The sequence below is a fragment of the Rhizobium sp. KDH_Rht_773_N genome (assembly GCF_052946295.1).
On record NZ_CM129525.1, the window covers coordinates 1,770,001 to 1,796,615 of the forward strand.

Annotated in this window: 28 protein-coding genes; 18 read left to right on the forward strand and 10 right to left on the reverse strand. The window is 61.6% G+C overall.

The genetic code is table 11. The features are described 5' to 3' along the window. Window positions 1-168: 168 nt before the first annotated feature. The 4 genes from ACU8HS_RS08980 (at window position 169) to ACU8HS_RS08995 (ending at window position 5,660) form a co-directional block, all read left to right on the forward strand. A complete protein-coding gene (locus ACU8HS_RS08980; protein ID WP_447015778.1) occupies window positions 169-1,116 on the forward strand; it encodes an ornithine cyclodeaminase family protein in 948 nt (315 codons plus the stop codon). 5 nt (window positions 1,117-1,121) lie between these two features. Next, the gene (gene hrpB / locus ACU8HS_RS08985; protein WP_447015779.1) at window positions 1,122-3,578 is read left to right on the forward strand and encodes an ATP-dependent helicase HrpB; all 2,457 of its coding nucleotides are present in this window, start codon (window positions 1,122-1,124) and stop codon (window positions 3,576-3,578) included. Between the two features lie 125 nt (window positions 3,579-3,703). After that, the gene (locus tag ACU8HS_RS08990) at window positions 3,704-5,014 is read left to right on the forward strand and encodes an ActS/PrrB/RegB family redox-sensitive histidine kinase (RefSeq protein WP_112562676.1); all 1,311 of its coding nucleotides are present in this window, start codon (window positions 3,704-3,706) and stop codon (window positions 5,012-5,014) included. A 67-nt stretch (window positions 5,015-5,081) separates the two neighbouring features. Continuing rightward, complete coding sequence (locus ACU8HS_RS08995; protein ID WP_112562675.1) at window positions 5,082-5,660, forward strand: ActR/PrrA/RegA family redox response regulator transcription factor; 579 nt, start codon at window positions 5,082-5,084, stop codon at window positions 5,658-5,660. Here the strand turns inward: ACU8HS_RS08995 and ACU8HS_RS09000 are convergent, their stop codons facing one another. Continuing rightward, window positions 5,661-6,155 (reverse strand): MmcB family DNA repair protein, encoded by a 495-nt coding sequence (locus tag ACU8HS_RS09000; protein ID WP_112562673.1) that lies wholly within the window; start codon window positions 6,153-6,155, stop codon window positions 5,661-5,663. It lies immediately after the preceding gene. 183 nt (window positions 6,156-6,338) lie between these two features. Here ACU8HS_RS09000 and ACU8HS_RS09005 point away from each other — a divergent pair, with 183 nt between their 5' ends. Further along, window positions 6,339-7,022 carry a L,D-transpeptidase gene (locus tag ACU8HS_RS09005; protein ID WP_112562672.1) on the forward strand — a complete coding sequence of 228 codons (684 nt, stop codon included), beginning with the start codon at window positions 6,339-6,341 and terminating at the stop codon, window positions 7,020-7,022. Window positions 7,023-7,095: 73 nt separating this feature from the next. On the opposite strand, the gene ACU8HS_RS09010 is transcribed toward ACU8HS_RS09005, so the two are convergent. The 6 genes from ACU8HS_RS09010 to hslV all read right to left on the reverse strand — a co-directional run bounded on the left by ACU8HS_RS09010 (window position 7,096) and on the right by hslV (window position 14,282). Continuing rightward, window positions 7,096-9,267 carry a malate synthase G gene (locus ACU8HS_RS09010; protein WP_447015780.1) on the reverse strand — a complete coding sequence of 724 codons (2,172 nt, stop codon included), beginning with the start codon at window positions 9,265-9,267 and terminating at the stop codon, window positions 7,096-7,098. An 89-nt stretch (window positions 9,268-9,356) separates the two neighbouring features. Further along, entirely contained in the window at window positions 9,357-10,769 is a 1,413-nt protein-coding gene (locus ACU8HS_RS09015; protein ID WP_447015781.1) for a cytochrome P450, read from the reverse strand. A gap of 49 nt (window positions 10,770-10,818) precedes the next feature. Further along, window positions 10,819-11,766, reverse strand: a complete 948-nt coding sequence (locus ACU8HS_RS09020; RefSeq protein WP_447015782.1) for a DUF1402 family protein — start codon at window positions 11,764-11,766, stop codon at window positions 10,819-10,821. A 187-nt stretch (window positions 11,767-11,953) separates the two neighbouring features. After that, a complete protein-coding gene (gene hslU, locus ACU8HS_RS09025) occupies window positions 11,954-13,261 on the reverse strand; it encodes an ATP-dependent protease ATPase subunit HslU (RefSeq protein WP_112562665.1) in 1,308 nt (435 codons plus the stop codon). Next, window positions 13,258-13,761, reverse strand: coding sequence for a GNAT family N-acetyltransferase (locus tag ACU8HS_RS09030; protein WP_447015783.1), 504 nt, complete (start codon window positions 13,759-13,761; stop codon window positions 13,258-13,260). The genes hslU and ACU8HS_RS09030 overlap by 4 nt, the downstream gene beginning before the upstream one ends. Next, the gene (hslV, locus tag ACU8HS_RS09035) at window positions 13,758-14,282 is read right to left on the reverse strand and encodes an ATP-dependent protease subunit HslV (RefSeq protein WP_112562661.1); all 525 of its coding nucleotides are present in this window, start codon (window positions 14,280-14,282) and stop codon (window positions 13,758-13,760) included. Before hslV ends, ACU8HS_RS09030 begins: the two co-directional genes overlap by 4 nt. A 177-nt stretch (window positions 14,283-14,459) precedes the next feature. On the opposite strand from hslV, the gene hisB reads away from it, so the two are divergent. From hisB to coaA, 9 genes are all read left to right on the forward strand, one after another. Beyond that, entirely contained in the window at window positions 14,460-15,068 is a 609-nt protein-coding gene (gene hisB / locus ACU8HS_RS09040; RefSeq protein ID WP_113413149.1) for an imidazoleglycerol-phosphate dehydratase HisB, read from the forward strand. Between the two features lie 20 nt (window positions 15,069-15,088). Next, window positions 15,089-15,559: a DUF2628 domain-containing protein gene (locus tag ACU8HS_RS09045; RefSeq protein ID WP_112755914.1), complete on the forward strand. Its 471-nt coding sequence runs from the start codon at window positions 15,089-15,091 to the stop codon at window positions 15,557-15,559. Beyond that, complete coding sequence (gene hisH, locus ACU8HS_RS09050; RefSeq protein WP_112562654.1) at window positions 15,559-16,209, forward strand: imidazole glycerol phosphate synthase subunit HisH; 651 nt, start codon at window positions 15,559-15,561, stop codon at window positions 16,207-16,209. Before ACU8HS_RS09045 ends, hisH begins: the two co-directional genes overlap by 1 nt. A 63-nt stretch (window positions 16,210-16,272) precedes the next feature. Further along, a complete protein-coding gene (locus ACU8HS_RS09055) occupies window positions 16,273-16,455 on the forward strand; it encodes a hypothetical protein (RefSeq protein ID WP_112702786.1) in 183 nt (60 codons plus the stop codon). After that, window positions 16,455-17,009, forward strand: a complete 555-nt coding sequence (locus ACU8HS_RS09060; RefSeq protein WP_112562650.1) for a hypothetical protein — start codon at window positions 16,455-16,457, stop codon at window positions 17,007-17,009. The genes ACU8HS_RS09055 and ACU8HS_RS09060 overlap by 1 nt, the downstream gene beginning before the upstream one ends. A 5-nt stretch (window positions 17,010-17,014) precedes the next feature. Beyond that, entirely contained in the window at window positions 17,015-17,764 is a 750-nt protein-coding gene (gene hisA / locus ACU8HS_RS09065; RefSeq protein WP_112562648.1) for a 1-(5-phosphoribosyl)-5-[(5-phosphoribosylamino)methylideneamino]imidazole-4-carboxamide isomerase, read from the forward strand. Further along, window positions 17,761-18,549, forward strand: coding sequence for an imidazole glycerol phosphate synthase subunit HisF (gene hisF, locus ACU8HS_RS09070; protein WP_112702785.1), 789 nt, complete (start codon window positions 17,761-17,763; stop codon window positions 18,547-18,549). The genes hisA and hisF overlap by 4 nt, the downstream gene beginning before the upstream one ends. Before the next feature lie 16 nt (window positions 18,550-18,565). Continuing rightward, entirely contained in the window at window positions 18,566-18,889 is a 324-nt protein-coding gene (locus tag ACU8HS_RS09075) for a phosphoribosyl-ATP diphosphatase (protein ID WP_447015784.1), read from the forward strand. Continuing rightward, window positions 18,886-19,881 carry a type I pantothenate kinase gene (gene coaA, locus ACU8HS_RS09080; RefSeq protein WP_112562642.1) on the forward strand — a complete coding sequence of 332 codons (996 nt, stop codon included), beginning with the start codon at window positions 18,886-18,888 and terminating at the stop codon, window positions 19,879-19,881. The genes ACU8HS_RS09075 and coaA overlap by 4 nt, the downstream gene beginning before the upstream one ends. 10 nt (window positions 19,882-19,891) lie before the next feature. Here coaA and ACU8HS_RS09085 read toward each other — a convergent pair whose 3' ends face one another. The 3 genes from ACU8HS_RS09085 to ACU8HS_RS09095 all read right to left on the reverse strand — a co-directional run bounded on the left by ACU8HS_RS09085 (window position 19,892) and on the right by ACU8HS_RS09095 (window position 22,675). Further along, window positions 19,892-20,503: an alpha-ketoglutarate-dependent dioxygenase AlkB family protein gene (locus tag ACU8HS_RS09085; protein WP_447015785.1), complete on the reverse strand. Its 612-nt coding sequence runs from the start codon at window positions 20,501-20,503 to the stop codon at window positions 19,892-19,894. A 1-nt stretch (window position 20,504) separates the two neighbouring features. Next, a complete protein-coding gene (gene arfB / locus ACU8HS_RS09090) occupies window positions 20,505-20,942 on the reverse strand; it encodes an alternative ribosome rescue aminoacyl-tRNA hydrolase ArfB (protein ID WP_112562638.1) in 438 nt (145 codons plus the stop codon). 122 nt (window positions 20,943-21,064) lie between these two features. Next, on the reverse strand, window positions 21,065-22,675 hold the full coding sequence (locus tag ACU8HS_RS09095) for a phosphoenolpyruvate carboxykinase (RefSeq protein WP_447015786.1): 1,611 nt from the start codon (window positions 22,673-22,675) through the stop codon (window positions 21,065-21,067). A gap of 337 nt (window positions 22,676-23,012) precedes the next feature. Here ACU8HS_RS09095 and ACU8HS_RS09100 point away from each other — a divergent pair, with 337 nt between their 5' ends. From ACU8HS_RS09100 to ACU8HS_RS09115, 4 genes are all read left to right on the forward strand, one after another. Beyond that, window positions 23,013-23,750, forward strand: coding sequence for a response regulator transcription factor (locus tag ACU8HS_RS09100; RefSeq protein ID WP_447015891.1), 738 nt, complete (start codon window positions 23,013-23,015; stop codon window positions 23,748-23,750). Between the two features lie 76 nt (window positions 23,751-23,826). Beyond that, on the forward strand, window positions 23,827-25,617 hold the full coding sequence (locus ACU8HS_RS09105; RefSeq protein ID WP_112562632.1) for a stimulus-sensing domain-containing protein: 1,791 nt from the start codon (window positions 23,827-23,829) through the stop codon (window positions 25,615-25,617). Next, a complete protein-coding gene (locus ACU8HS_RS09110; RefSeq protein ID WP_113413154.1) occupies window positions 25,614-26,054 on the forward strand; it encodes a serine/threonine protein kinase in 441 nt (146 codons plus the stop codon). Before ACU8HS_RS09105 ends, ACU8HS_RS09110 begins: the two co-directional genes overlap by 4 nt. A 153-nt stretch (window positions 26,055-26,207) precedes the next feature. After that, window positions 26,208-26,609 carry a PTS sugar transporter subunit IIA gene (locus ACU8HS_RS09115; RefSeq protein ID WP_007813746.1) on the forward strand — a complete coding sequence of 134 codons (402 nt, stop codon included), beginning with the start codon at window positions 26,208-26,210 and terminating at the stop codon, window positions 26,607-26,609. The last annotated feature ends 6 nt before the right edge of the window (window positions 26,610-26,615 follow it).

A 26,615-nucleotide genomic window follows, 5' to 3' on the forward strand; every position in this document is an offset into this window, starting at 1 on the left:
CAAAATCACCCCGTCTCGGACCGATTTAGATCGATTCCGGCCATGCGACGTCGGCTTCAGATGTTTTCTTTATATGGGCGGCCACGGGGGCAATTTCCAGAGCGCTTGCCTCGACCGTCCCAATCGGTAGTTTGACATGCATATATCCATGCCTCTGGAGAGTTCGGAATGCTTGTCCTCGATGAAGATCAGACCCGGTCGGCGCTGCCTTGGGCGCAGCTTATCGATGCGATCGAGGCGATGTTTCGAAGCGGCTGCGTCATGCCTGTGCGCCACCATCACGATATGGAGGTTCCGGGAGAGGAGAACGCCACCCTGCTGCTGATGCCGGCCTGGCTTCCCGGGCGATATGCGGGCATCAAGACGGTTTCCGTGTTTCCGGGGAATGTCCGCCGCAGCCTGCCTGCGATCTTCGGGACCTATCTGCTTTCTTCTGCGGCGACCGGACAGATGCTGGCCGTCATCGAGGGCGGAGAATTGACGGCGCGGCGGACGGCGGCGACCTCGGCCCTTGCATCGCGCTACCTTTCCCGGCCGGACGCAGAGGAAATGCTGGTCTGCGGTACCGGGCGGCTTTCACTCAACCTCATGCAGGCGCACGGGATCGTCAGGCCGATCCGGCGCTTCCGCATCTGGGGACGCAATAGCGAAGCGGCGGCGAGAGCGGCGGCGGAGGCCCGGGCACTCGGCCTGCCGGCCGAACCGGTGCGCGATATCGAAGCGGCGGCAAGAACTGCCGACATCATTTCCTGCGCGACGCTTTCCAGCGAGCCGCTTGTTCGCGGCGAATGGCTAAAGCCGGGCGCCCATCTCGACCTCGTCGGCGCCTTTAAGCCCGGCATGCGCGAGAGCGACGATGCGGCCGTGCTGCGCTGCGCCGTCTATGTCGACACGAGGGCCGGCGCGCTGAGCGAAGGCGGCGACATCGTTCAACCCCTGAAGAGCGGCCTGCTGAAAGAGAGCGACATACGCGGCGAGTTGGCGGAACTGGTATCCGGTGCCTGCGACGGGCGCAAAGATGCGCAAGAGATGACCCTCTTCAAGTCCGTCGGCGCAGCGCTCGAGGACCTGGCCGCTGCCATCCTTGCCTATGAAATGGTCACAGGCCGAAAGTGAAAACCATGCCTTCTTTGCCGGAGCTTCCGGTTTCGCATGTGCTGTCCGATATCGGCGCAGCGCTGGGCAAGCAAAAGCGCGCCGTGCTTTCGGCCCCTCCGGGTGCCGGCAAGACGACGCTCGTGCCGCTTCATCTGCTTGGCGAGGCCTGGCGCGGCGAGGGGAAGATCATCCTGCTGGAGCCCCGCCGGCTGGCGGCGCGCGCCGCGGCAAGCCGCATGGCGTCCCTGCTTGGGGAGCAGGTGGGCGAAACGGTCGGCTACCGCATGCGCCTGGACAACAGGATATCGGCCAAGACGCGGATCGAGGTCGTCACCGAGGGCGTCTTTGCCCGTATGATCCTTGATGATCCCGAACTCTCCGGCGTCTCCACCGTGATCTTCGACGAATTCCACGAGCGGTCGCTGGATGCCGATTTCGGCCTTGCCCTGGCGCTCGACGTTCAATCGGCGCTTCGCGATGACCTGCGTATCCTTGTGATGTCGGCAACCCTTGATGTGGAGCGGGTCGCCGCGCTGCTTGACCACCCGCCTGTTATCGAAAGCATGGGACGCAGCTTTCCGATCGATATCCGCTATCAGGACCGGCCCGGTGGCGAGCGGATCGAAGATGCGATGGTGCGGGCCATCGTCGATTCACACGCCGGCGAATCCGGCTCGATCCTCGCCTTCCTTCCTGGTCAGGCGGAGATCACCCGGACGGCAGAGCGGCTCGAAGGGCGGTTCGGAACCGAGACGCTGATCGCGCCGCTCTACGGCAATCTCAGCCAGAAGGAGCAGGATGCGGCGATCCGCCCCGCGGCAGCCGGCACACGCAAAATCGTGCTGGCGACCTCGATTGCCGAAACCTCGATCACCATCGACGGCGTGCGGATCGTGATCGACAGCGGGCTGCAGCGACTGCCGGTCTTCGAGGCATCGACGGGCATCACGCGGCTGGAAACCGTGCGCGTCTCGCGCGCTTCTGCCGACCAGCGCGCCGGCCGCGCGGGACGAACAGAGCCTGGCATCGCCATCCGTCTCTGGCACCCGGGGCAGACGGCGGCACTTCCGGCCTTCACGCCGCCACAGATTCTTTCGAGCGATCTTTCCGGCCTCGTGCTCGATCTTGCCCACTGGGGCGTTCAGGATGCGAAATCGCTCGCCTTTGTCGACCAGCCCCCGGAGACGACGATCAGGGAAGCACGCGCGCTGCTGGCGCAACTCGGGGCGCTGGACAAGGACGGTGCGCTGACGGCGCGGGGAAAGCTGATGCGCGACCTCGCCCTGCCGCCACGGCTCGCTGGGATGGTGGTTTCGGCCGGCGAATCGGGACATGCCAGGGATGCGGCACTGATATCCGTGCTGCTGACCGAGCAGGGGCTCGGCGGCACCGGTATCGATCTGGAAGAGCGGCTGCGCCGGTTCAAAGGTGAAAGAGGCGAAAGGGCCGAGGCTTCCAGGCGGCTGGCGGGAAGGCTCTCCGAAGGCCTCGACAGGGTTTCGAGTACCGAACCCGCGCTCGCAGGAAGGCTTCTGCTGCATGCATTCCCGGATCGCATCGCCCTCCAGCGCGGCGCGCGCGGGCGGTATGTCATGGCGAACGGCCGGGGTGCCGAGCTTGCGGAAACCGAGCGGCTGGCCGGCAGCCAGATGCTCGTGATTGCCGATCTGACAGGTCGGGCCGCGCAGGGGAGAATTCTGGCGGCAGCGGAAATCTCCCGTGCCGACATCGAGGCCGAACTGCCGGGCGAAATCCGGACGGACGACCAGACCTTTTTCGACAGGCAGAGCCGGCAGGTGCGGGCACGCCGGGCCACAAGACTCGGTGCGATCGTTTTCGAGGAAGCGCCGCTTCCGCGCCCATCGGGCGAGGCCGTGGTGCGGGCGCTGGCGCAAGGATTGCAGGAACTGGGGCTCGATCCGCTTCCCTTTTCCAAGGAGGCTCTACAGCTTCGCGAGCGAATCGGCTTCCTGCATCGGACGATCGGCGAGCCATGGCCCGATATGAGCGACGAAGCACTGCTCGGCCGCATGGAAGACTGGTTCATTCCGTTCCAGACGGATGCGCGAGGGCTTTCGGATATTTCCGCTTCCGGCCTTTCCAACGGGTTGATGGCACTCGTGCCGCACGATCTGCAGCGCGATCTCGCACGGCTTGCACCGACACATTTCGAGGCGCCGACGGGGCAGCGTCATGCGATCCAGTATGATGGCGAGGAGCCGACGCTGACGATCCGGGTACAAGAGCTCTTCGGCCTCAAGCACCACCCGGCGGTCGCCGGCGGGCGATTGCCCCTGCTGCTGGAACTTACCTCGCCGGCCCACAGGCCGATCCAGACGACCCGCGACCTGCCGGGTTTCTGGGCAGGTTCGTGGAAGGATGTGCGGGCGGACATGCGGGGGCGCTATCCGAGACATCCCTGGCCGGAAAAACCCGACGAAGCGGCGCCGACGACACGGGCAAAGCCGCGTGGTACATGATCCACCGGCCCGGAGCGTGATGCGTCGATCCGGACGCACAGGGATGCCCGAACCCCTTTGAATCTGCGTATCAGCCTTGCCGAAAATCGATTCCGATTTTCGGGCCGATGCTGTAGGAGTATGGCGTGATCGAGAAGGTTGAAATCCAGACGCAGGAAGACAGACTGAGCAGCCGCCGGTTGCGCTTGCAGACTTTGGTGCGCTTGCGATGGCTGGCCGTCATCGGCCAGGCGGTGACGGTCTTTATTGTCGCCTTTCTTTTGAAATTTCCCCTGCCGCTGGTGGCGAGCTGCTCGTTGATTGCGGCCCTTGCCTGGGTGAATTTCTATCTGACGATCCGCTATCCGCCGACCCACCGGCTTGAGCCGCCTGCCGCTTTCGCGCTCCTGGGTTTCGACCTTCTGCAGCTTTGTGCGCTGCTTTTCATTACCGGCGGTCTTGCCAATCCCTTTGCGGCACTGGTCTGCGTTCCCGTCATCATTTCCTTCGCATCACAGCCGATCCGCTACAGCACGGCACTGATCGGCTTTGCGATGGTCTGCATTACCGTGCTCGCCTTCTCGCCCTTTCCGCTTCCCTGGTTCGACGGGATGGAGATCAACGTGCACAATGTCATGCAGTTCGGCGTCTGGTGTTCGATCGCTTCCACCATGGCCTTTGCCGCCTTCTATGCCTACCGGGTGTCGATGGAAGCGAGCCAGCTTGCCGACGCGCTGGCGGCGACGGAGCTGGTGCTGCAGCGGGAGAAACATCTTTCCCAGCTCGACGGGCTGGCGGCCGCTGCAGCCCATGAACTCGGCACGCCGCTTGCCACGATCAGCGTCGTTGCCAAGGAAATGGAGCGCGAACTCAAGGACGACGACCGGTTCCGCGAGGACGTCCAGCTTCTGCGCAGCCAGAGCGAGCGCTGCCGCGACATCCTTCGCCGGCTGACGACACTCTCCGCGGAGGGCGAGGCGCATATGCGACGGCTGCCTCTCTCCTCGATGATGGAGGAAATCGTCGCACCGCATCGCGAATTCGGCATCAATCTGGAACTGGTGGAAAAGAGCCCGCGCAAGGGCGAGCCTGTTACCGACCGCAATGCCGGCATCATGTACGGGCTCGGCAATCTGATCGAGAACGCCATCGACTACGCGCGCGAGAAGGTGACGGTCACGGTCGAGCACGATCACGAAAAGGTGCTCATCGTCATCGAAGACGACGGCAATGGTTATGCACCCGACATTCTGACGCGGATCGGCGAACCCTATGTCACCAAACGGCAGAAGGAGGATACGGCCGGAGGCCTGGGATTGGGGCTTTTCATCGCCAAGACGCTGCTGGAACGCTCCGGCGCATCCTTGGTTTTCGAAAACCGCGATCCGGAAAACGCCGGCGCTCGCATTCGAATCGAATGGCCGCGCGTATTGATCGACGCAAATTCGACAAAATGACTTTGTGGGCATAAACAGGATAGAGCGGTTGACGCATTTCGGACATTCAACCGCCGGGACCGTAGCGATGACAGACCAGAACCACGAGATTTCCGCCGGCTCCAATGCGGAGCATATCGGGCCTGACCCGAGCCTGCTGATCGTCGATGACGACGGCCCCTTCCTGCGGCGCCTGGCACGCGCCATGGAGGCACGCGGCTTTCATGTGGAAACGGCCGAATCGGTGGCGGAGGGCGTGGCAAAGTCCAAGGGCCGGCCGCCGAAATATGCCGTGGTCGATCTGAGGCTCGGCGACGGCAACGGCCTGGACGTTATCGAGGCGATCCGCCAGCGGCGCGACGACACGCGAATCATCGTGCTGACCGGCTACGGAAATATCGCCACCGCCGTGACGGCGGTGAAGCTTGGGGCTGTGGACTACCTGGCGAAACCTGCCGATGCCGACGATGTGTTTGCCGCGCTGACGCAGCGGCCGGGGGAAAAGGCCGAACTGCCGGAAAACCCCATGTCGGCCGACCGCGTGCGCTGGGAACATATCCAGCGCGTTTACGAAATGTGCGAGCGCAACGTCTCGGAAACCGCGCGCCGGCTCAACATGCATCGCCGCACGCTGCAGCGCATCCTCGCCAAACGCGCACCGAAATAACTACACGTCGTCGACGTTGAATGGCTTTCCGTTTGCCCATTCGGCCATCATCAGCCGCTGCGCGGCCGTACGCGAGAAGTTGAGCGTCACCGCCTTGCGGGTCGCTGGCGGCAGGCGGTGTTCCGGCGCTTCACGCAGCATATGCGCCCCGTAACCATCCGATAGAAAAAGGCCGCATTCCTGCGGGAAGATATCGAGCGGCACATCCTTGTGCGTCGCGAAGAACAGCCGGTCGCAGTGCAGGCGGTAGTCCGGCCATTTGCGATCGACCTTGAAGTCCTCGATCGACGTCTTGATCTCGATGATCCAGACCTCTCCCTTTTCAGAGATCGTAATCAGGTCGGCCCGGCGGCCGCTTGCCAGCGGCAGTTCCGGCAACACCGCATGACGCATGTCGTGAAGCAGGATCTGCATGCCACGACGCACCATCATGGCCCTGTCCGATTGCCGGCCATCGATTAACGGATTGTTATTATAAACGCTCAAAATCGTCATGGATAACCATCAAGTGGGGTTGGCCGTTGTTGCAAAAAAGCCATGCGCTTTTAATTTGCGGCGCAGATGGATTTTGTCGCACCGCAGCAGCCTTGCAAAGGCAAAGTTAATCGAAAATAAACCATAAGTAACGATGGTCGAAAGACTGTCCCTTCTTGCCCCAACACCCTTCACGAGTCATCCATGCGCATCCGCAATGCATTCCCTGTATTTGGCCTGCTGGCGACCCTGGCACTGGCCGGCTGCTCCACGACGTCCGAAACCGCGTCCGTCAACGACAAGGGCGCAGGTCCGACCGTCCAGACGGCACAAATCTTCAACGACGCCTATGGCGTAACCTCGGATGCCGGATACTCCCTGCCGGCAATCCCGATCGACCGCGTCAAGCCGGAGTTCCGCCGCCAGATCGTCAGCTACCAGAGCGACGAACGCCCCGGCACGATCATCGTCAACACGCGCGAGCGTCACCTTTATTACATCCTGCCCGGCGGCAAGGCCGTCCGTTACGGCATCGGCGTCGGCAAGCAGGGCTTCGCATGGTCCGGCACGGCCTATGTCGCCTGGAAGCAGGAATGGCCGAACTGGCATCCGCCGAAGGAAATGGCTGCCCGCCGTCCTGAGATCGCCAAGTATGTCGAAGACGGCATGGGTCCCGGCCTCACCAATCCGCTCGGCGCACGCGCCATGTATCTCTTCAACGAGCAGGGCCAGGACACGCTCTTCCGCCTGCATGGCACTCCGGAATGGGCCTCGATCGGCACCGCCGCTTCCTCCGGCTGCATCCGCCTGATGAACCAGGACGTCATCGATCTCTATAACCGCGTCCGCCCGGGCAAGACCACCTCCAAGGTCATCGTTATCCAGTAGGTACAGGCTGAATTCGGTATAAAAAAGGCCGCCGGACTTTCGGGTCCGGCGGCCTTTTTTGCATCCGGCAGGATCAGGCGCTCTGCTTTGCCTTGAGCTCGATGCGGCGGCGATGCAGGACCGGCTCGGTATAGCCGTTCGGCTGTTCCCTGCCCTTCAGGACCAGGTCGAGCGCTGCCTGGAAAGCGATCGAATCATCGAAATTTCCAGCCATCCGGACGTAGGCCGGATCGCCGGCGTTCTGCTGGTCGACGACAGCGGCCATGCGCTTCATCGTTTCGACGATCTGCTCCTTCGTGACGATCTTGTGGTGCAGCCAGTTCGCCATGTGCTGGGCGGAAATGCGCAGCGTCGCGCGGTCTTCCATGAGGCCGACATTGTTGATGTCAGGCACCTTGGAGCAGCCGATGCCCTGATCGACCCAACGCACGACATAACCGAGAATGCCCTGGGCATTGTTGTCGAGTTCGCGCTGGATTTCTTCCGCCGTCCAGTTCGGACGCACGGCAACGGGCACCGAGAGAATATCGGAGAGCCTGGCGCGGGCGCGATCCTTCAGGCCGGCCTGCACCGTGGCGACATTGACCTGGTGATAATGCGTGGCATGCAGGGTGGCGGCTGTCGGCGACGGCACCCAGGCGGTGTTGGCGCCGGCCTTCGGATGAGCAATCTTCTGCTCCAGCATGGCGGCCATCAGATCGGGCATCGCCCACATGCCCTTGCCGATCTGGGCATGGCCGGACAGGCCGCATTCCAGGCCGATATCGACATTCCAGTTTTCATAGGCGCCGATCCAGTCGGCCTGCTTCATGTCGCCCTTGCGGATCATCGGGCCGGCTTCCATCGAGGTATGGATTTCATCGCCGGTGCGATCGAGGAAGCCGGTATTGATGAAGACGACGCGCTCGCGCGCTGCGCGGATGCATTCCTTGAGGTTGACGGTCGTGCGGCGTTCCTCGTCCATGATGCCCATCTTCATGGTGTTGCGCGCCATGCCGAGTGCATCCTCGACGCGCGAGAAGATCTCCACGGCGAAGGCGACTTCTTCGGGACCATGCATCTTCGGTTTGACGACATACATGGAGCCCGTGCGCGAGTTCTTCCGGCGCCCCGACGGGCCGACATCGTAGAGCGCGATCAGGCCCGTGATCATCGCATCCATGATACCCTCGGGCACCTCGTTGCCGTCGCGATCGACGATCGCCGGATTGGTCATGAGGTGGCCGACATTGCGCACCAGCATCAGGGAGCGACGGTGCAGCTCGAAAGTCTGGCCGCCCGGTGCCGTATAAGCGATATCGGGATTGAGCTTGCGGATGAAGGTGGAGCCGGCCTTGCTCACTTCCTCCTGCAGGTCGCCCTTCATGAGGCCCAGCCAGTTGCGGTAGACGACGACCTTGTCCTCGGCATCGACGGCGGCGACGGAATCCTCGCAGTCCATGATCGTGGTGATGGCCGATTCCAGCCAGACGTCAGAAATATGGGCTGGGTCGCTCTTGGCGATCGGCGTCGAGGCGTCGAGCACGATCTCGATGTGAATGCCGTTGTTCTTCAGGAGAATATGGGTCGGCGCATTGCCATCGCCACGATAGCCGGCAAAGTGTCCGGCATCCTTCAGCCTCACGGCCTTGCCATCGACAGTGGCGATCGCGAGCGCACCGTCCTTGACGGCGAAGGAGCCGACATTCTTCCAGGAACCGGTGTCGAGGGGGGCGGCGGAATCGAGGAAATCGCGCACCCAGGCAATGACCTTTTCGCCGCGCTTCGGATTATAGCCCCTGCCCTTCTCCGCGCCATCCGTCTCCGGAATCGCGTCAGTGCCGTAGAGCGCATCGTAGAGCGAGCCCCAGCGGGCATTGGCGGCGTTCAACGCATAGCGGGCGTTCATGACGGGAACGACAAGCTGCGGGCCGGCGATCGAGGCAATTTCGGCATCGACGTTTTCGGTCGAAACCCGGAACTCGGGGCCTTCCAGCAAGAGATATCCGATCTCCTTCAGGAAGGACTGGTAGGCGTCCATATCGGTGGGCGCGCCATTCTGGCGGTACCAGTCGTCGATCTTTGCCTGCAGCTGATCGCGCTTCGACAGCAGCGCACGGTTCTTCGGCGCCAGATCGCGCACGATCGCCGCAAAATCGGCGAAGAACTTGTCCGCATCGATTGCAAGGCCCGGCAGCGCCTCTTTCACGAGGAAATCATGAAGGACGGCTTCGATGAAGAGACCATTCTTTTCAATGCGGCTCATGCGGTGTCTCCCTTGCAGTGGCAGCTTTTTTCATGCTGCCACTTTGCCCGGCTTTCACTCACAGTCAATTCAGCAACAATTCGAAAGATTTATGCAGGCTTGGAAACAGTTCGGCGTGTCACGCGCATCGGAAGGCCGCCCTGCGGCTGTGTCGTCAGCTTCTGCACCGGCCAGGGATTGGTCTGGTTGGTCGAATCGAAACGATATTTCTGCATCAGTACGGCCAGCGCGATCACCGCCTCCTGAAGCGCGAAAGTGGCGCCGATGCAGACGCGCGGACCGGCCCCGAAAGGCAGGAACTGGAAGCGGCCGATGGAAGCACGGTTCTCCGGCAGGAAGCGCTCCGGCATATAGGCGCGCGGCCGGTCCCAATAAAGTTCATGGCGATGCAATGTCCAGGGCATGACGAGCAGGGTGACGCCGGCCTCGATTTCGACACGCTCGCCCTTGGGACTGGTCCAGGAATCATCTGCAATGGCAGCACGATTGATCGATGGAGCTGGCGGATAAAGGCGGAGCGCCTCCTCGAAGGCGGCGCGGGTTTGCGGCATCAGATCCAGCCATTCGACCGGCTCTGCGCCTGACGCGAGCACCCTGTCGATCTCCTCTTCCATCGCCTCGCGGATATGGGGGCTGTTCGCTACGCAGTAGAGCGTCCAGGCGAGCGCGCGGGCGGTGGTCTCATGACCCGCACCGATGAAGGTGAGGATATTGTCCTCGATCTCCTCCTTCGTCAGACCGTCGGGACCGGCCTGCTCCAGCAGGAGGGTCAGGAAATCGTTCGGCACCCTGCTGCGGTCGGCCTTCATCCGGGCAAGGCGCATATCCATAGTGTTGCGCACGATGGCACGGAATTTTTCCAGCACCTTCTGGCCACCGATGCGTGTCACACGTGGAACCCAGGACGGGGCGCGCAGCAGATCCATCGGATCGACGCGACCCATGCGATGCAGCAGTTCGTTGACATCGTCGGCGAAGTGACCGCTCGATGTGACGATCTCACCGGAAAACAAAGTGTCCGCGAGGATGGCGAAGGTCAGCTCCGTCATGTCGGTGCTGATATCGAAAACCGTCCCGGCCTCGCCGGCACCGGCATATTTGCGCGCGTAGTCCTCCGACTGGCGCAGCATCTGGCTGGCAAAACCCTTGGCGTGGCGGGGCGTGAAAACAGGAGCGACGGCTTTTCTCGATCGCTTCCATACGGAGCCTTCCGCGGTCAGAAGTCCGTCGCGCAGGATGGGACGCAGCACAAGCTGGCGAATGTCGGACATGCGGTAATTGTTGGCGTTATCGACCAGCACATGTTTGATCAGGCCGGGATCGTTGACGATCAGCGTGCGCTGGCCGAAGAAACTGGTGCGGATCCAGGGCAAGGTATAGGAAGGCTCGCCCCACAGCTCCAACGGATTGCGCAAAACCGTCCTGATGACTTCGAGCCGTGACGGCGGCACGGTGCGCGGCAACGGTGCCGGCGGAACGAACGGGTCCGGACGCATGTCCATCAGCAGAGCCTTTCCCGGGAAAATATCGTCTTCCCGGCAGGCCTAAAGGTTAGAGCAGGGCCTTGAGCTCGTCCAGCTTGTCGTTGACCAGCCAGCCGTAATAGTTCTCTTCCGGCCAGACTGTCGTGCCGGAGGAACGATTGCGGGCGGCAAGGGCTGCGGCGCGCTGGCGCGAATTGCCGACATTATAAAGAGTGGCCGTCAGCCCCGGATTGCCGGAGATGTCCATGCCGGCGATCTCCTTGTAATCGTCGATCGACCTGCGGATCGAGGCGGCAACGAAGGCGAGCGAAATATCGGGATCCATGATCGCCTTGTAGACCGAGCCGGCATTCTTCTCGTTCAGCTTCGGATAACCGGAAACGCGCGACACCAGATCGGACAGCATCAGCGCCGTCAGCGGATTGACCTGGCCGAGACCGAAGGTCTGACCGGCATAGAAGGGCTGGAAGAAGACGGCGCTGAAGCGGTTGTTCGGGAAGCTCTTGCCATCCACGGTCTTGCCGCGGAAATCGCTTTCCCAGACATCTTCGCGGCAGGTCCAGAGCGTGTAGGAATCGCTCTTGCCGCTGCAGGCGGCAAATTGCGGCCGATCGACGAAATCGTCGACGCTCTCGCCATCATAGGCAAAACGGAAGCTTTCACCGGCATAGGAAGCGGCCTTCACATAATAGGCCTGCAGGCGGTCATAGGCGTCGACGTTGTAAGTATGCTCGCCGACGATTGCGCCGATCACATGGATCGGATTGATGCCGTAAGCGCTTGAGACCTTCTTGATCTTGCCGAGAAGCTCATGGTCGGTCGACAGGAGGTCATAGACCTTCTCATATTTGAGATCGAAGGTCGTCTTGGTGCCCTTTGTGCGACGGACCGAAGCACCGGGAATATCCGGCTGCTCGGCATGACGGTTGCCGGGCGGAACGACTTGTGCCGCGAGCGCAGGAACCGAGCCCGCAATGGTCATGGCAATCACAAGGCTTGTCAAAAGGCGTCGCACGATCTGCTTTCCCGTCTTTCCCTGTCGTCTTCGTGTCGCGGCTGACTGGACCAGAATCTTGTCCGAATAAAGCCGGTACAAAAAACAAAGCGGGCCTTTCACTAAAAAGTAAAAGGCCCGCTGTCGAGAGTTCAGATCGTCAAAGATTTGGCATCGTCGCGCAAAGACGGGCCGCGATGCTTCCCGATCACAGGATGAAGCGCGACAAGTCGGTATTCTGCGCCAGATCCCCGACATGCTCGCGCACGTAGGCGGCATCGATCTTCACATCCGTGCCGGCGCGATCCGGCGCGTTATAGGAAATGTCGTCCAGTACCCGCTCCATGACCGTCTGCAGACGACGCGCACCGATATTCTCGACGGAGGAGTTGAGGTGGACGGCGACGTCGGCCAGCGCATCGATGGCGTCGTCGGTGAAATCGAGGGTCAGGCTTTCGGTTTCCATCAGCGCCTTGTACTGGCGAATGAGGCTTGCCTCGGTTTCCGTCAGGATCCGTCGGAAGTCTTCCTTGTTCAGCGGCCGCAGCTCGACGCGGATCGGCAGGCGGCCCTGCAGTTCCGGCAGCAGGTCCGAAGGCTTGGCGACATGGAAGGCGCCCGAGGCGATGAAGAGGATGTGATCCGTCTTTACCGGACCGTATTTGGTCGAGACCGTCGTGCCTTCGACGAGCGGCAGCAGATCGCGCTGGACGCCTTCGCGGGATACGCCGGCACCGACGCCGCCGTCGCGGGCGGCGATCTTGTCGATTTCGTCGAGGAAGACGATGCCGTCGTTCTCGACCGAGCGGACGGCTTCGCGCTGGATGACTTCGTTGTCGATCAGCTTGTCGGATTCGTCGCGGATCAGGTCTGTGTAGGAGGCCTTTACGGTGGTGCGCACCTTCTTGGTGCGGCCGCCCATCGCCTTGCCGAACATTTCCGACAGATTCAGAACGCCGATATTGGCGCCCGGCATGCCGGGAATTTCAAAGCCGCCCATGCCCGAGCCGGTATCGGCCACTTCGATATCGATTTCCTTGTCGTCGAGTTCGCCGTTGCGCAGCTTCTTGCGGAAGCTTTCGCGCGTCGCAGGCGAAGCGGTCGCGCCGACCAGCGCATCGAGGACGCGTTCTTCGGCGCTCATATGGGCCTTGGCCTGAACCTCGGCGCGCTTCTTTTCACGCACGAGGCCGATGCCGACTTCGACGAGATCGCGGATGATCTGCTCGACGTCGCGGCCGACATAACCGACTTCGGTGAATTTCGTCGCTTCGACCTTGATGAAGGGAGCGCCTGCGAGCTTGGCGAGGCGACGGGAGATTTCCGTCTTGCCGACGCCAGTCGGGCCGATCATCAGGATATTCTTCGGCATGACTTCGTCGCGCAGGCTCGGGTCGAGCTGCTGGCGGCGCCAGCGGTTGCGCAGCGCAATCGCCACGGCGCGCTTGGCCTCATGCTGGCCGATAATGTAGCGGTCGAGCTCGGAGACGATCTCGCGGGGAGAAAAAGTGGTCATTGTCTATCATTCTCCTGGCGGTCCAGGGCCATCAGAAGCGCCCGGCCGTAGTTTGTATTTGTTTCGCCAAGTCTTTGAAAGCCCGCCTTGGCATAGGCCCTGATCGCGGAAATATTGTCGGGATGCGGATCGACCAGCACGCGGCTCTTGCCCCTTTCGAAAAGCTGCCGGCAAAAACCTCTCATGAAAGCCGGGCCGTGTCCTTTTCCCAGAAGCGTTTCGACGCCGATGAACTGGTCGATGCCGCAAGTGCCTTCGGGCTGGCCGTCCAGCGCGGCGTCGTCTTCCGCATCGAGATCCGCCATTTGAATATAGGCAAAATCCCCGCCGTCCAGCATCACCATATAGGGTTCGACCTGGGGATCGCGCAGATGTTCCTCAATCGAAGCCAGTGCGTCGGCCGGCTCGCCCCACCAGCGGCGGACATGCGCCTTGTCAAGCCATTCGGCGAGAAGCGGCAGGTCGGCCGGTATGACGGGACGGAAGACGTAGTCCGTCATTCCGCGTCCAGCGTTTCCACGATGACGTTGTGGTTGGTATAAACACAGATGTCGGCTGCGATATCGAGCGCGCGGCGGGCAATCTCCTCGGCGGACTTGTCGGTATCGGACAGCGCAAGCGCGGCGGCGAGCGCGAAATTGCCGCCCGAGCCGATTGCCGCGACGCCATGTTCGGGTTCCAGCACGTCACCGTTGCCGGTGATCGCCAGCGTCACCGATTTGTCGGCAACCAGCATCATGGCCTCGAGATTGCGCAGATAACGGTCGGTACGCCAATCCTTGGCGAGCTCGACGGCGGCGCGCATCAGCTGGCCGGGATATTGCTCCAGTTTCTTTTCAAGCCTTTCCAGAAGGGTGAAGGCATCGGCCGTCGCACCGGCGAAACCGGCGATCACTTCGCCCTTGCCGATGCGGCGAACCTTGCGGGCATTGCCCTTCATGACGGTCTGGCCGAGACTGACCTGGCCATCACCGGCCACCACGACCTTGCCGCCTTTTCGAACTGTAATAATCGTTGTCATCAAGCACCTGTTGCCCTAACGCGCGGGCGGTTCCAGCGGGCCGAACACCGGCCCTGTCGAACCCTATGTAAGAGGGCCTGGCGCGATTGCAAATGGCCTTGCTTTTCTGACCCGGCGCTTCTGGATATTTCGGCATGCGCCTGATAAGGAACACCTTGATTTCAAGGAGAAAGCCATATGGCCGAGACCACCGCAAGCCGCACGGGCAGCGTTTCCCGCAAGACCAATGAAACGTCCATTTCCGTCTCCGTCAATCTCGACGGCACCGGCAAGTCGACGATTTCGACCGGCGTCGGCTTCTTCGACCATATGCTGGACCAGCTGTCGCGACATTCGCTGATCGACATGGAAATCGAGTCCAAAGGCGATCTGCATATCGACGACCATCACACGGTCGAGGATACCGGCATCGCCATCGGCCAGGCGATCGCCAAGGCGCTCGGCGACCGGCGCGGCATCACCCGCTACGCCTCGATCGATCTCGCCATGGACGAGACGATGACCAAGGCCGCCGTCGATCTCTCCGGCCGTCCCTTCCTCGTCTGGAACGTCTCCTTCAGCGCGCCGAAGATCGGCACTTTCGACACGGAACTGGTGCGCGAATTCTTCCAGGCGCTTGCCCAGAATGCCGGGATCACCCTGCATATTCTCAACCACTATGGTGCCAACAACCACCATATTGCAGAGACATGCTTCAAGGCCGTCGCCCGCGTCCTGCGCACAGCGACAGAGATCGATCCGAGGCAGGCGGGCCGTGTTCCTTCGACGAAGGGCACGCTTGCCTGAGCCCCAGCGGGGAGCATCAGATGGCATCCAGCTACGTTTTTCTTGTTCCGCCTGACGGTCAGCGTGAGGATACACGCACGATCCGCGACGGTTTCTCCTGGCTTGCCTTTCTCTTTCCGTGGATCTGGCTGCTCGCCCATCGCCTCTGGCTTCATGCGATTATTGCCTTCGCACTACAGGCAGCCGGCGGCGTATTGACGGAAGAGCCGGGTTTCGGGCCGGCAGGCATGGCGCTCGCCTTCGCGGTCAATCTGTTCGTCGGGTTCGAAGGACAGAATTTCCGCATCCGCAATCTCGCCGCGCTCGGCTGGCGCGAGGAGACCGCAATCGGCGCCGCCTCGATCGACCTTGCGGAAGAGATCTATTTTTCCAACATCGAGACCGGCGCGGATACGAAGGCGCCCGAATGGGATCAGGCCTCCGGCCCGCAGGCGCGGCAAGGCCATTCCACTTCGCTCGGTCTCTTCGGTTTTGACGGAGGACGCAAATAATGCGCGTCGCAATTATCGATTACGGCTCTGGCAACCTGCGCTCGGCCACCAAGGCCTTCGAACGCGCGGCCCGCGAAGCCGGCATCGAGGCCGAGATCAACCTGACGGACAAGGCGGACATCGTCGCCGCCGCCGACCGGATCGTGCTGCCGGGCGTCGGCGCCTATGCCGACTGCCGGCGCGGGCTCGACGCCGTGCCCGGCATGACGGAAGCGCTGATTGAAGCAGTCGAGAAGAAAGCCCGCCCCTTCCTCGGCATTTGCGTCGGCATGCAGCTCATGTCTTCGCGCGGTCTCGAAAAGACGGTGACGCAGGGTCTTGGCTGGGTGCCGGGCGATGTGGTGGAGATGACGCCCGCCGATCCGGAACTGAAGATTCCGCAGATCGGCTGGAACACGCTCGACCTGAAAGTTGAGCATCCGCTCTTCGCAGGCATTCCAACCGGGCCGGACGGGCTGCACGCCTATTTCGTGCATTCCTACCATCTCGCTGCCCAGAACGCCGGCGATGTGATCGCGACAACCGACTACGGCGGCCCGATGACGGCCTTCGTCGGCCGGGACAACATGGCCGGGTCGCAGTTCCACCCGGAAAAAAGCCAGAAACTCGGGCTGGCGCTGATCGCGAATTTCCTGCACTGGGCGCCGTAAGGGCTGGCTTTTAATACGGGCCTTATTTCCCCTGTAAGTGAGGGGCGGAGACAGGAGCGCGCGATGCCGGCTTCGCAGAAATCAGGCAAGATATTTTACCGGGTGCGGCCCGCCAGAGAGGGCCAGCCGCCCTTCGTCGATATCCGGCTGCCCGGCGGCGCGATCATCCGCCAGGTCGACGAAGCTCTGCATCGCAAAGCGCTCGCCAATGCGGCGAAGGCTCTGAAAGAGAGGCTCGGTGGCTGATGCAGGACATCTTTCCGGGAAAGGAGAATTCGAGGCTGCGTTCGGACGAGGTCAGTTCGGGCGATCTCGCCGAAGCCGTGCTCGAATTCTATATCGAAGGCGAGGACGATCTGATCGGGCTGCTCGCCTATGCGCTTTATGAACGCCAAAAACGCGATTTCGTCGTCAGCTACCGCAAGCGCAATGCCGGCCGCTCGCCCAACGAGACGGAAATCGCGGCCGTTACCAGCAACTACCTTTCCGCCGATCTGCGCAATACGCTGCGCGACCGCGCCTCGCAGATCCTGTCGAGCTACGCCGAAACCTATGTCGAGGCGATGGAACCGCAGATCCAGCTCGTCGCCACCAACAGCGCGGCGTTGCGACAGGCGCGCGATATCGAAAAGACGGTGCGAAAGAGCACCGGCTTCTGGCGACAGGTGCGGGTAGGCTTCACCATCAGTCTGCTGCTGGTCCTGCTTTTTGCCGCAATCACCATTGCCGCTGTCTTTTTCCGTTCGGATATCGTAGATGCGTGGAATGCACTGAGAGTGCCTACGACGCTACGGACCTGAGACGAATGATCCTTTTTCCCGCGATCGACCTGAAGGGCGGACAATGCGTGCGCCTGAAGCTCGGCGACATGCAACAGGCAACGGTCTACAACACCGATCCGGCCGCCCAGGCGAAATCCTTTGAAGAGCAGGGTTTCGAATGGCTGCACGTGGTCGATCTCGACGGCGCCTTTGCAGGACATTCCGCCAACGGCAATGCGGTCGAGGCGATCCTGAAGTCCACGAAAAACCCGGTTCAGCTCGGCGGCGGCATCCGCACGCTCGATCATATCGAGAGCTGGCTGTCGCGCGGGCTGCGCCGCGTCATCCTCGGCACCGTTGCCGTGCGTGATCCGGCGCTTGTCATCGAGGCCTGCAAAAAGTTTCCGGGCCGGGTCGCCGTCGGCATCGACGCCAAGGGCGGCAAGGTTGCCGTCGAAGGCTGGGCGGAGGCGTCCGAACTCGGCATAATCGAGCTTGCGAAGAAATTCGAGGGCGCGGGCGTCGCCGCGATCATCTATACTGACATCGACCGCGACGGCATCCTGACCGGTATCAACTGGACATCGACGCTGGAACTGGCGGACGCCGTTTCCATTCCGGTCATCGCTTCGGGCGGCCTTGCCTCGATCGACGACATCAGGCGGATGCTGCAGCCGGACGCCCGCAAGCTCGAAGGCGCGATCTCCGGCCGTGCCCTCTATGATGGCCGGATCGATCCCGAGGAGGCGCTCGAGCTTATCCGGGCCGCGCGGGCGAAGGAGAGTGCAGAATGAGCCTGAAAGCCCGCGTGATCCCCTGCCTCGACGTCAAGGACGGCCGTGTCGTCAAGGGTGTCAATTTCCTCAATCTGGTCGATGCCGGCGATCCTGTCGAAGCGGCCAAGGCCTATGATGCGGCCGGAGCCGACGAGCTCTGCTTCCTCGACATCACGGCCTCTTCGGACAATCGCGAAACGATCTTCGACGTCGTGGCACGCACGGCCGAGCAGTGCTTCATGCCGCTCACCGTCGGCGGCGGCGTTCGCACCATCGCCGATATCCGCAAGCTTCTGCTCTGCGGAGCCGACAAGGTCTCGATCAATTCGGCGGCGGTCAACAATCCGGATTTCGTCGCTGAGGCGGCCGACAAGTTCGGCGACCAGTGCATCGTCGTGTCGATCGATGCCAAGCGCCGGCGCACGCAGCAGGTCGGCGGCGACAATCTCAGCGCCTGGGAAATCTATACACACGGCGGCCGCAACGCGACCGGCATCGACGCGGTGGAGTTTGCCCGGAAGATGGTTGCCCGCGGCGCCGGTGAACTTCTCGTCACCTCCATGGACCGTGACGGCACGAAGATCGGCTACGACCTCGAGCTGACGCGGGCGATTGCCGATTCCGTGCGTGTTCCCGTGATCGCGTCCGGCGGCGTCGGGGATCTCGACGATCTCGTGGCCGGCGTGAAGGACGGCCATGCCAATGCGGTGCTCGCCGCATCGATCTTCCACTTCGGCACCTATTCCGTCGGCGAAGCGAAACACTATATGTCCGAGCGCGGCATCGCGATGCGCCTCGACTGAGTTTGAAAGCAGTATCATGAGCGGATTTTCCCTTTCCGATCTCGAACGGATCGTCGAAGAGCGGGCGAAGGCCTCTCCGGGCGAATCCTGGACCGCCAAACTGGTGGCCGGCGGACAGCAGAAAGCAGCCAAGAAACTGGGCGAGGAGGCAATCGAAGCCGTGATGGCGGCCGTCGCCAACGACCGCGAAAACCTCATCTACGAAGCAGCCGACGTTCTCTATCACCTATTGGTCGTATTGAAGATTGCTGAAATACCGCTAGAGAATGTCATGACCGAACTTGCGCGGCGGACCGCGCAATCCGGCCTCAAGGAAAAGGCCAGCCGGCAGAGTTCATGAGCATCGCAACGCAGATTATCGGAGTGGCGGAAAAGGTGGATGACTTCCAGACCGCTTCTTATTCTCCCTACCATTTCTTCAGCTCGGATCAGTGGGCAAAGTTTCGAGCCGATACGCCGCTGACGCTGACTGCGGACGAGGTCAAACGGCTGCGCTCGATGGGCGATCCGATCGACCTCGACGAAGTCCGGCGCATCTATCTGTCGCTGTCGCGCCTGCTTTCGGCCCATGTGGAATCCTCGCAGCTGCTGTTTGAGCAGCGCAACCGCTTCCTTAGCCTCTCGAATGTAACGAAGACGCCCTTCGTGATCGGTATTGCCGGCTCGGTGGCCGTCGGCAAATCCACGACGGCGCGTATCCTGAAGGAACTGCTCGGCCGCTGGCCTTCCAGCCCGAAGGTCGATCTCGTCACGACGGACGGTTTTCTCTATCCGAACGCGGTGCTGAAGCGCGAGAACCTGATGCAGCGCAAGGGTTTTCCGGAGAGTTACGACACCGGCGCGATCCTGCGTTTCCTGTCGGCGATCAAGGCCGGCCTGCCGGACGTGAAGGCGCCTTCCTATTCGCACCTTGTCTATGACGTGCTGCCGGACGAATACAAGATCGTCGATCGGCCCGATATTCTGATCTTCGAGGGCATCAACGTCCTGCAGTCGCGTGACCTGCCGGCCGACGGCAAGATCGTGCCGATGGTATCCGACTTCTTCGACTTCTCGATCTATATCGACGCCGAGGAGACGCAGATCCACAACTGGTATGTGACACGCTTCATGCGGCTCAGGGAAACGGCCTTCCGGGACCCGAATTCCTATTTCCACCGCTATGCTTCAATCAGCGAGGAAGAAGCGGTTGCGATCGCCGAAGACCTCTGGGCAAATATCAACCTGAAAAACCTGCGCCAGAACATCCTGCCGACGCGCCCGCGCGCCGATCTCATCCTGCGCAAGGGCAAGGATCACCTGATCGAGCAGGTGGCGCTGCGCAAGCTCTGAACGACGCGAGTTAAGGATTGACGCGGCGGAGCGTCAGGTTGATGCGCCCGCCGTTCTTCAGAAGCGTCGACGTGGCCGGATAGATGCGGTCGACGCCGTGAAAGCAAAGCCGCCCCTGCCCACCCAATACGACCAGATCGCCGCTGGCGAGCTTGAAAGACACGGTCCTGTCGTTGCGGTTCAGGCCGCCGATGCGAAACAGACAGGCATTGCCGAGGGAGATCGAAACGACCGGCGCTTTCAGGTCCTTCTCGTCCTTGTCCTGATGCAGGCCCATGCGCGCTTCATCGGTATAGAAATTGACAAGACAAGCTTCCGGCTCCCTGTCGTAGCCTGAAACATCGTTCCATATCTCAAGCAGTTCGCGGGGGATTGCCGGCCATGGCCTGCCGGTCACCGGATGCAGCGGCTGGTAGCGGTAGCCTCGTTCCTTGTCCGTTACCCAGCCAAGCGATCCGCAATTTGTCATCCGCACCGACATCGGCTTGCCGGTGCCCGGCATGACCGGTACATAAAGCGGCGCCTCCGCTACAATCGTCCTGACGATGCCGACCAGCGCCTCCTGGCGGGCACGATCGAGATATTCCGGCAGATGGCGGATACCGCTCAGGAGCTCCGGCATATCACTCTCCGCCGCCTGGCCTGCCGCGCATCTTCTTGACTTCCGAACGGCCGGATTTTTCCTTCAGGCGCCGCTCGATCGAGCCTTTTGTCGGCTTGGTCTTCTTGCGCGGCGGCGGCGGCGGCTTGGCGGCCTCGATGATCAGTTCCTTCAGCCGCTCGCGCGCATCTTCGCGATTGCGGTCCTGGCTGCGGAAACGACTTGCCTCGATCATCAACACGCCGTCCTTCGACAGGCGCCTGCCGGCAAGCTTGATCGCATTGGCCTTGACCCGCTCGTTGAGCGAGGGCGAATTCTGGATGTTGAAGAAGAGCTGGACGGCGGTGGATACTTTGTTGACGTTCTGACCGCCGGGACCGCCCGCCAGAACGAACTGTTCCGTCAGCTCCCATCCGGCGATGGTAATCCTGTCATCGATATAGAGCGCGTCGCTGGCCATACCGCCTTCTAGCGCAGATCAGCGGGTATTGGGAAGCGCCTGAGACCCGGCACAAGCACGGCCGGAAACCCGGTGCTGAAAGAACCGGGTTTCACGTGAATCGCCAAAGGTTTATTGGCGAATTATTCGGCGGCGACCCTGGTGCCCGGAGCCGCGTCGCGCACACCGCCGTCGACATGGTCCTCGAACTTGGCGAAGTTGGCGATGAACATGGAGACCAGCTTTTCGGCCTGCGCGTCGTAAGTCTGCTTGTCGGCCCAGGTCGAGCGCGGATCGAGGATGCCGGTATCGACGCCTTCGACGGACACCGGAACGGCGAAACCGAAGTTCGGATCGGTGCGAAGCTCGGCCTTGGCGAGTTCGCCCGAAAGGGCTGCCGTCAGCAGGGCGCGGGTAGCCTTGATCGGCATACGCTTGCCGACGCCGTAGGCGCCGCCGGTCCAGCCCGTATTGACGAGCCAGCACTGAACGCCGTGCCGGCCGATGAGCTCCTTCAGGAGATTGCCGTATTCGGCAGGATGGCGCGGCATGAAAGGCGCGCCGAAGCAGGTCGAGAAGGTTGCTTCCGGTTCCACGACACCCTTTTCCGTGCCGGCCACCTTGGCAGTGTAGCCGGAGAGGAAGTGATACATGGCCTGATCGGGCGTCAGCTTGGCGATCGGCGGCATGACGCCGAAGGCATCGGCCGTCAGCATGATGATCGTCTTCGGATGAGGCGCAAGCCCGGTTTCCGATGCGTTCGGGATGAAATGCATCGGATAGGCGCAACGGGTGTTCTCGGTGAGCGACGCATCATCGAAATCCGGTTGGCGATTTTCGTCGAGAACGACGTTTTCAAGCACAGTCCCGAAGCGCTGGGTCGTGGCGTAGATTTCCGGTTCGGCTTCGGCCGAAAGGCGAATGGTCTTGGCATAGCAGCCGCCTTCGAAATTGAAGATGCCGTTTTCGCCCCAGCCGTGCTCGTCATCGCCGATCAGCGTACGGGCCGGATCGGCCGAAAGGGTCGTCTTGCCTGTGCCCGAGAGGCCGAAGAAGACCGCCGCATCGCCAGCCGGGCCGACATTGGCCGAGCAGTGCATCGGCATGACACCCCTCTCGGGCAGCAGATAGTTCAGCACGGTAAAGACCGATTTCTTCATCTCCCCGGCATAGGAGGTGCCGGCGATCAGCACGATGCCGTTCGTCAGATCGCAGGCGATCACCGTTTCGGTACGGCAGCCGTGACGCTCCGGCTCGGCCTTGAAGCTCGGCAGATCGATGATCGTCAGCTTCGGCGCGAAGCTCGCGAGCGCGTCAGCCTTCGGACGGATCAACAGGTTGCGGATGAAGAGCGAGTGCCAGGCGAATTCGGTCACAACGCGGGTCGGCAGCGCCTGGCCCGCATCGGCGCCGCCGATGAGATCCTGCACGAAGAGATCCTTGTCGGCGGCATGGGCCAGCATGTCCTTATGGAGCAGCGCAAAATGCTCCGGCGACATCGGCTTGTTGTTGTCCCACCAGATCTGACCATCGGTCTTCTCGTCGCGGACGACGAACTTGTCCTTCGGCGAGCGGCCGGTGTGCTGGCCGGTCACTGCGCGAAGAGCGCCCTGGGCTGTCAGTTCGGCTTCTCCCCGGCGAATCGATTCCTCGTAGAGAAGAGCGGCGGAGAGGTTGTAGCGGACGCTCCGTGCGCCGCCGAAACCGATCGTCGCCAGCTCGATTGCCTGGTTGTGAACTCCGAACGTCTCCATAGCTTTTCCCTTCGCTGAGGCGCCTTGGCCGTTAAAATCAGCGCGAAAGTAAGAGGAGAATTTTTAAATGGCAATAGGCAGAATCTTAGAAAATGCAGCAATATCAAATAATTAATCGATTTAAATTTCTGCATTCTGTTTTAAATCGTTTGAAGACCTCCTGTTGAAACAAGTTGTCGCACCACCTTCGGTTGCGCTCCATACAGGCTGGCAATCTACCCCTTTATCTTTGCCACAATTTGTTCCACCTTTATCCTCCATAAGCGCAACCGGTCACGAAGACCGCCTGGGGATGACCAATCCGGGAGATTGCGCACTGATGACGGAGACGAACACCATGCCGACAATCGCGCTCGTTGACGACGACCGCAACATTCTCACTTCCGTGTCGATTGCACTGGAAGCTGAAGGATATAAGGTCGAAACCTATACGGATGGCGCTTCGGCGCTCGATGGTCTGCTCGCGCGCCCGCCGCAGCTGGCGATCTTCGATATCAAGATGCCGCGTATGGACGGCATGGAGCTGTTGCGCCGTCTTCGCCAGAAGTCGGACATGCCCGTCATCTTCCTCACCTCCAAGGACGAAGAGATAGACGAGCTCTTCGGCCTGAAGATGGGCGCCGACGACTTCATCACCAAGCCCTTCTCGCAGCGTCTGCTGGTCGAGCGCGTTCGCGCCGTGCTGCGTCGTGCGTCGAGCCGCGAGGCGGCTGCCGCCGGCGGCACTGCCGCAGCCGGCGCGCCGAAAGCCGGAGCGGTTCAGCAGGCCCGGTCGCTTGAGCGCGGCCAGCTGGTCATGGACCAGGAGCGCCACACCTGCACCTGGAAGGGCGAGGCCGTCACCCTGACCGTCACCGAATTCCTGATTCTGCATTCGCTGGCGCAGCGCCCGGGTGTGGTGAAAAGCCGCGACGCCCTGATGGATGCCGCCTACGACGAACAGGTGTATGTTGATGACCGCACCATCGACAGCCACATCAAGCGGCTGCGCAAGAAGTTCAAGATGGTCGATACTGACTTTGATATGATTGAAACGCTTTACGGTGTGGGGTACCGCTTCCGCGAAGCAGCCTGACGCCTCGCAGCGCAGGAAGAGACGAACGAGGGTGGCGGGCCGGGCAGACCGGCCCCGCCCTCCGAAAGGGCCGTGATTGGCACAGTTGGTGCAGGAAAGGGATCTGGATGATGCGGAGGGCGTGAGCACCCGACGCGTCAGGGGCCGGCGTTGGTCGCATCCCTTCACCCTGATCCGCCGCATCTTCGGCAATGCCGTCTTTTCCAGCCTGACGCGCCGCATCGTCTTCTTCAACCTTGCGGCCCTGCTCGTTCTCGTCGGCGGCATTCTCTACCTCAACCAGTTCCGAGAAGGCCTGATCGACGCGCGCGTCGAAAGCCTGCTGACGCAAGGCGAAATCATTGCCGGCGCGGTTTCGGCATCGGCCTCCGTCGACACGAACTCGATCACCATCGATCCGCAGAAGCTGCTCGAACTGCAGGCCGGCCAGAGCATTACGCCGGTGCCGAACGACGAGGACCTCGAATTTCCGATCGACCCGGAGAAAGTGGCGCCGGTTCTGCGCCGGCTGATTTCGCCGACGCGCACGCGCGCCCGCATCTTCGACGCCGATGCCAACCTGCTGCTCGATTCCCGCCACCTCTATTCGCGTGGCCAGGTCCTGCGCTTCGACCTGCCGCCGGTGGAGGAGGAAAAACAGACGTGGAGCGAATGGTTCACGGCTCTCTTCAACAAGGCGCTGCAGCCGGGCAATCTTCCTGTCTACAAGGAAGCGCCCGGTGGTGACGGCTCCATCTATCCGGAAGTGATGAATGCGCTGACGGGCGTGCGCGGTGCGGTGGTGCGCACGACCGAAAAGGGCGAACTCATCGTCTCGGTTGCCGTGCCGATCCAGCGCTTTCGCGCCGTGCTCGGCGTATTGCTGCTGTCGACGCAGGCCGGCGATATCGACAATATCGTGCATGCCGAGCGTCTTGCCATCATGCGTGTCTTCGGTGTCGCGACACTCGTCAACGTACTCCTGTCGCTGGTTCTCTCGTCGACCATCGCCAATCCGCTGCGCCGGCTTTCGGCGGCCGCGATCCGCGTGCGCCGCGGCGCCAAGGAGCGTGAGGAGATTCCTGATTTCTCGGTACGCCAGGATGAAATCGGCAACCTCTCCATCGCTCTGCGCGAGATGACGACCGCCCTCTATGACCGGATCGACGCAATCGAGAGCTTCGCGGCCGACGTCAGCCACGAGCTGAAGAACCCGCTGACCTCGCTGCGCAGCGCCGTCGAAACGCTGCCGCTTGCCAAGTCCGACGATTCCAAGAAGCGGCTGATGGACGTTATCCAGCACGATGTCCGCCGTCTCGACCGCCTGATCAGCGATATTTCGGACGCATCCCGCCTCGATGCCGAGCTTGCGCGCGTCGATGCCGGCTCCGTCGATCTGGAAGTGCTGCTGCGCGACCTGATCGACGTGTCGCGCCAGATCCGCAACACCAAGAAGCAGGTCGAAATCGAATATGTCGTGGACCGCAAGCCGAACGTGAAGACGCGTTTCGTCGTCAACGGACACGACCTGCGCATCGGCCAGATCATCACCAACCTGATCGAAAACGCACGCTCCTTCGTGCCCGAACACAACGGCAAGATCACAGTCCGCCTTGTCCGCACCCGCTCACGCTGCGTCGTCTATATCGAAGACAACGGTCCGGGCATCCAGGCGGAGAATATCGACCGCATCTTCGAACGCTTCTATACCGACCGGCCGGAATCCGAGGGCTTCGGCCAGAATTCCGGCCTCGGACTTTCCATCAGCCGACAGATCGCCGAGGCGCATGGCGGCTCGCTGCGAGCCGAAAACATCGTCGACGACGAGAGCGGCAAACTGCTTGGCGCCCGCTTCATCCTCGCCCTTCCGGCCGATGCCGCAGCATGATCAACATCCACGCCACCGCAATCGTCATTGGAAAGACCGGTCTCCTCTTCACCGGTCCCTCGGGCTGGGGCAAGTCGATGACCGCCTTTACCTGCATGGCGGAGGCGCGCCGGCAGGGTATTTTTTCCGCTCTGGTCGCTGACGATCAGGTGCTTCTTTCGAAGGATAGCGGAGCCGTCACTGCCGCCTGCCCGCCTTCCATTGCCGGGCTTATCGAATTGCGCGGAACAGGGATCGTAAAGCAGGCCCATATCGCCCAGGCGACGATGCATTTTGCGGTCCTGCCGGCCAGCGCCACAGGCGAAGACCGGCTCCCCGCGGATGGCGAAACCGTCGTTCTTGCCGAGGGTTTCGAACTGCCTGCGTTGCGATTGCTGCCCAATCTTCCGCTGCCTCTTGCCGTATTGATGGCAAAAGCACCGGAAATCGGAAGTTGAAGCCTTCCGGACGGTCCGAGACGGACTATACGTTTGTATTTTTATCTTGCACTTCGGCTTTTGATCGCCAAGATGTGCCCCCACCGGTGGACGTAATTGCTGCGTTGCGATATTGGGGCCACCGTTTGCGTATGCCATGGGAGCAGTAATATCATGATCGGACTTGTGCTTGTCACTCATGGCAAGCTGGCTGAAGAGTTTCGTCATGCCGTAGAGCACGTCGTCGGTCCTCAGAAATTCATCGAGACGGTCTGCATCGGACCGGAAGACGACATGGACCAGAGACGACAGGACATTCTCGAAGCCGTTTCCGGCGCAGACGACGGCCATGGCGTCGTCATTCTCACCGACATGTTCGGCGGTACACCTTCCAACCTCGCCATCTCGGTGATGAGCAGCGGCCACACCGAAGTGATTGCCGGCGTCAATCTGCCGATGCTGATCAAGCTTGCCGGCGTGCGCGGCGAAAACAATATGGAAAAGGCGCTTGCCGAGGCTTCTGAGGCAGGCCGCAAATATATCAACGTTGCAAGCCGGGTTCTGAGCGGAAAGTAAGAAGCC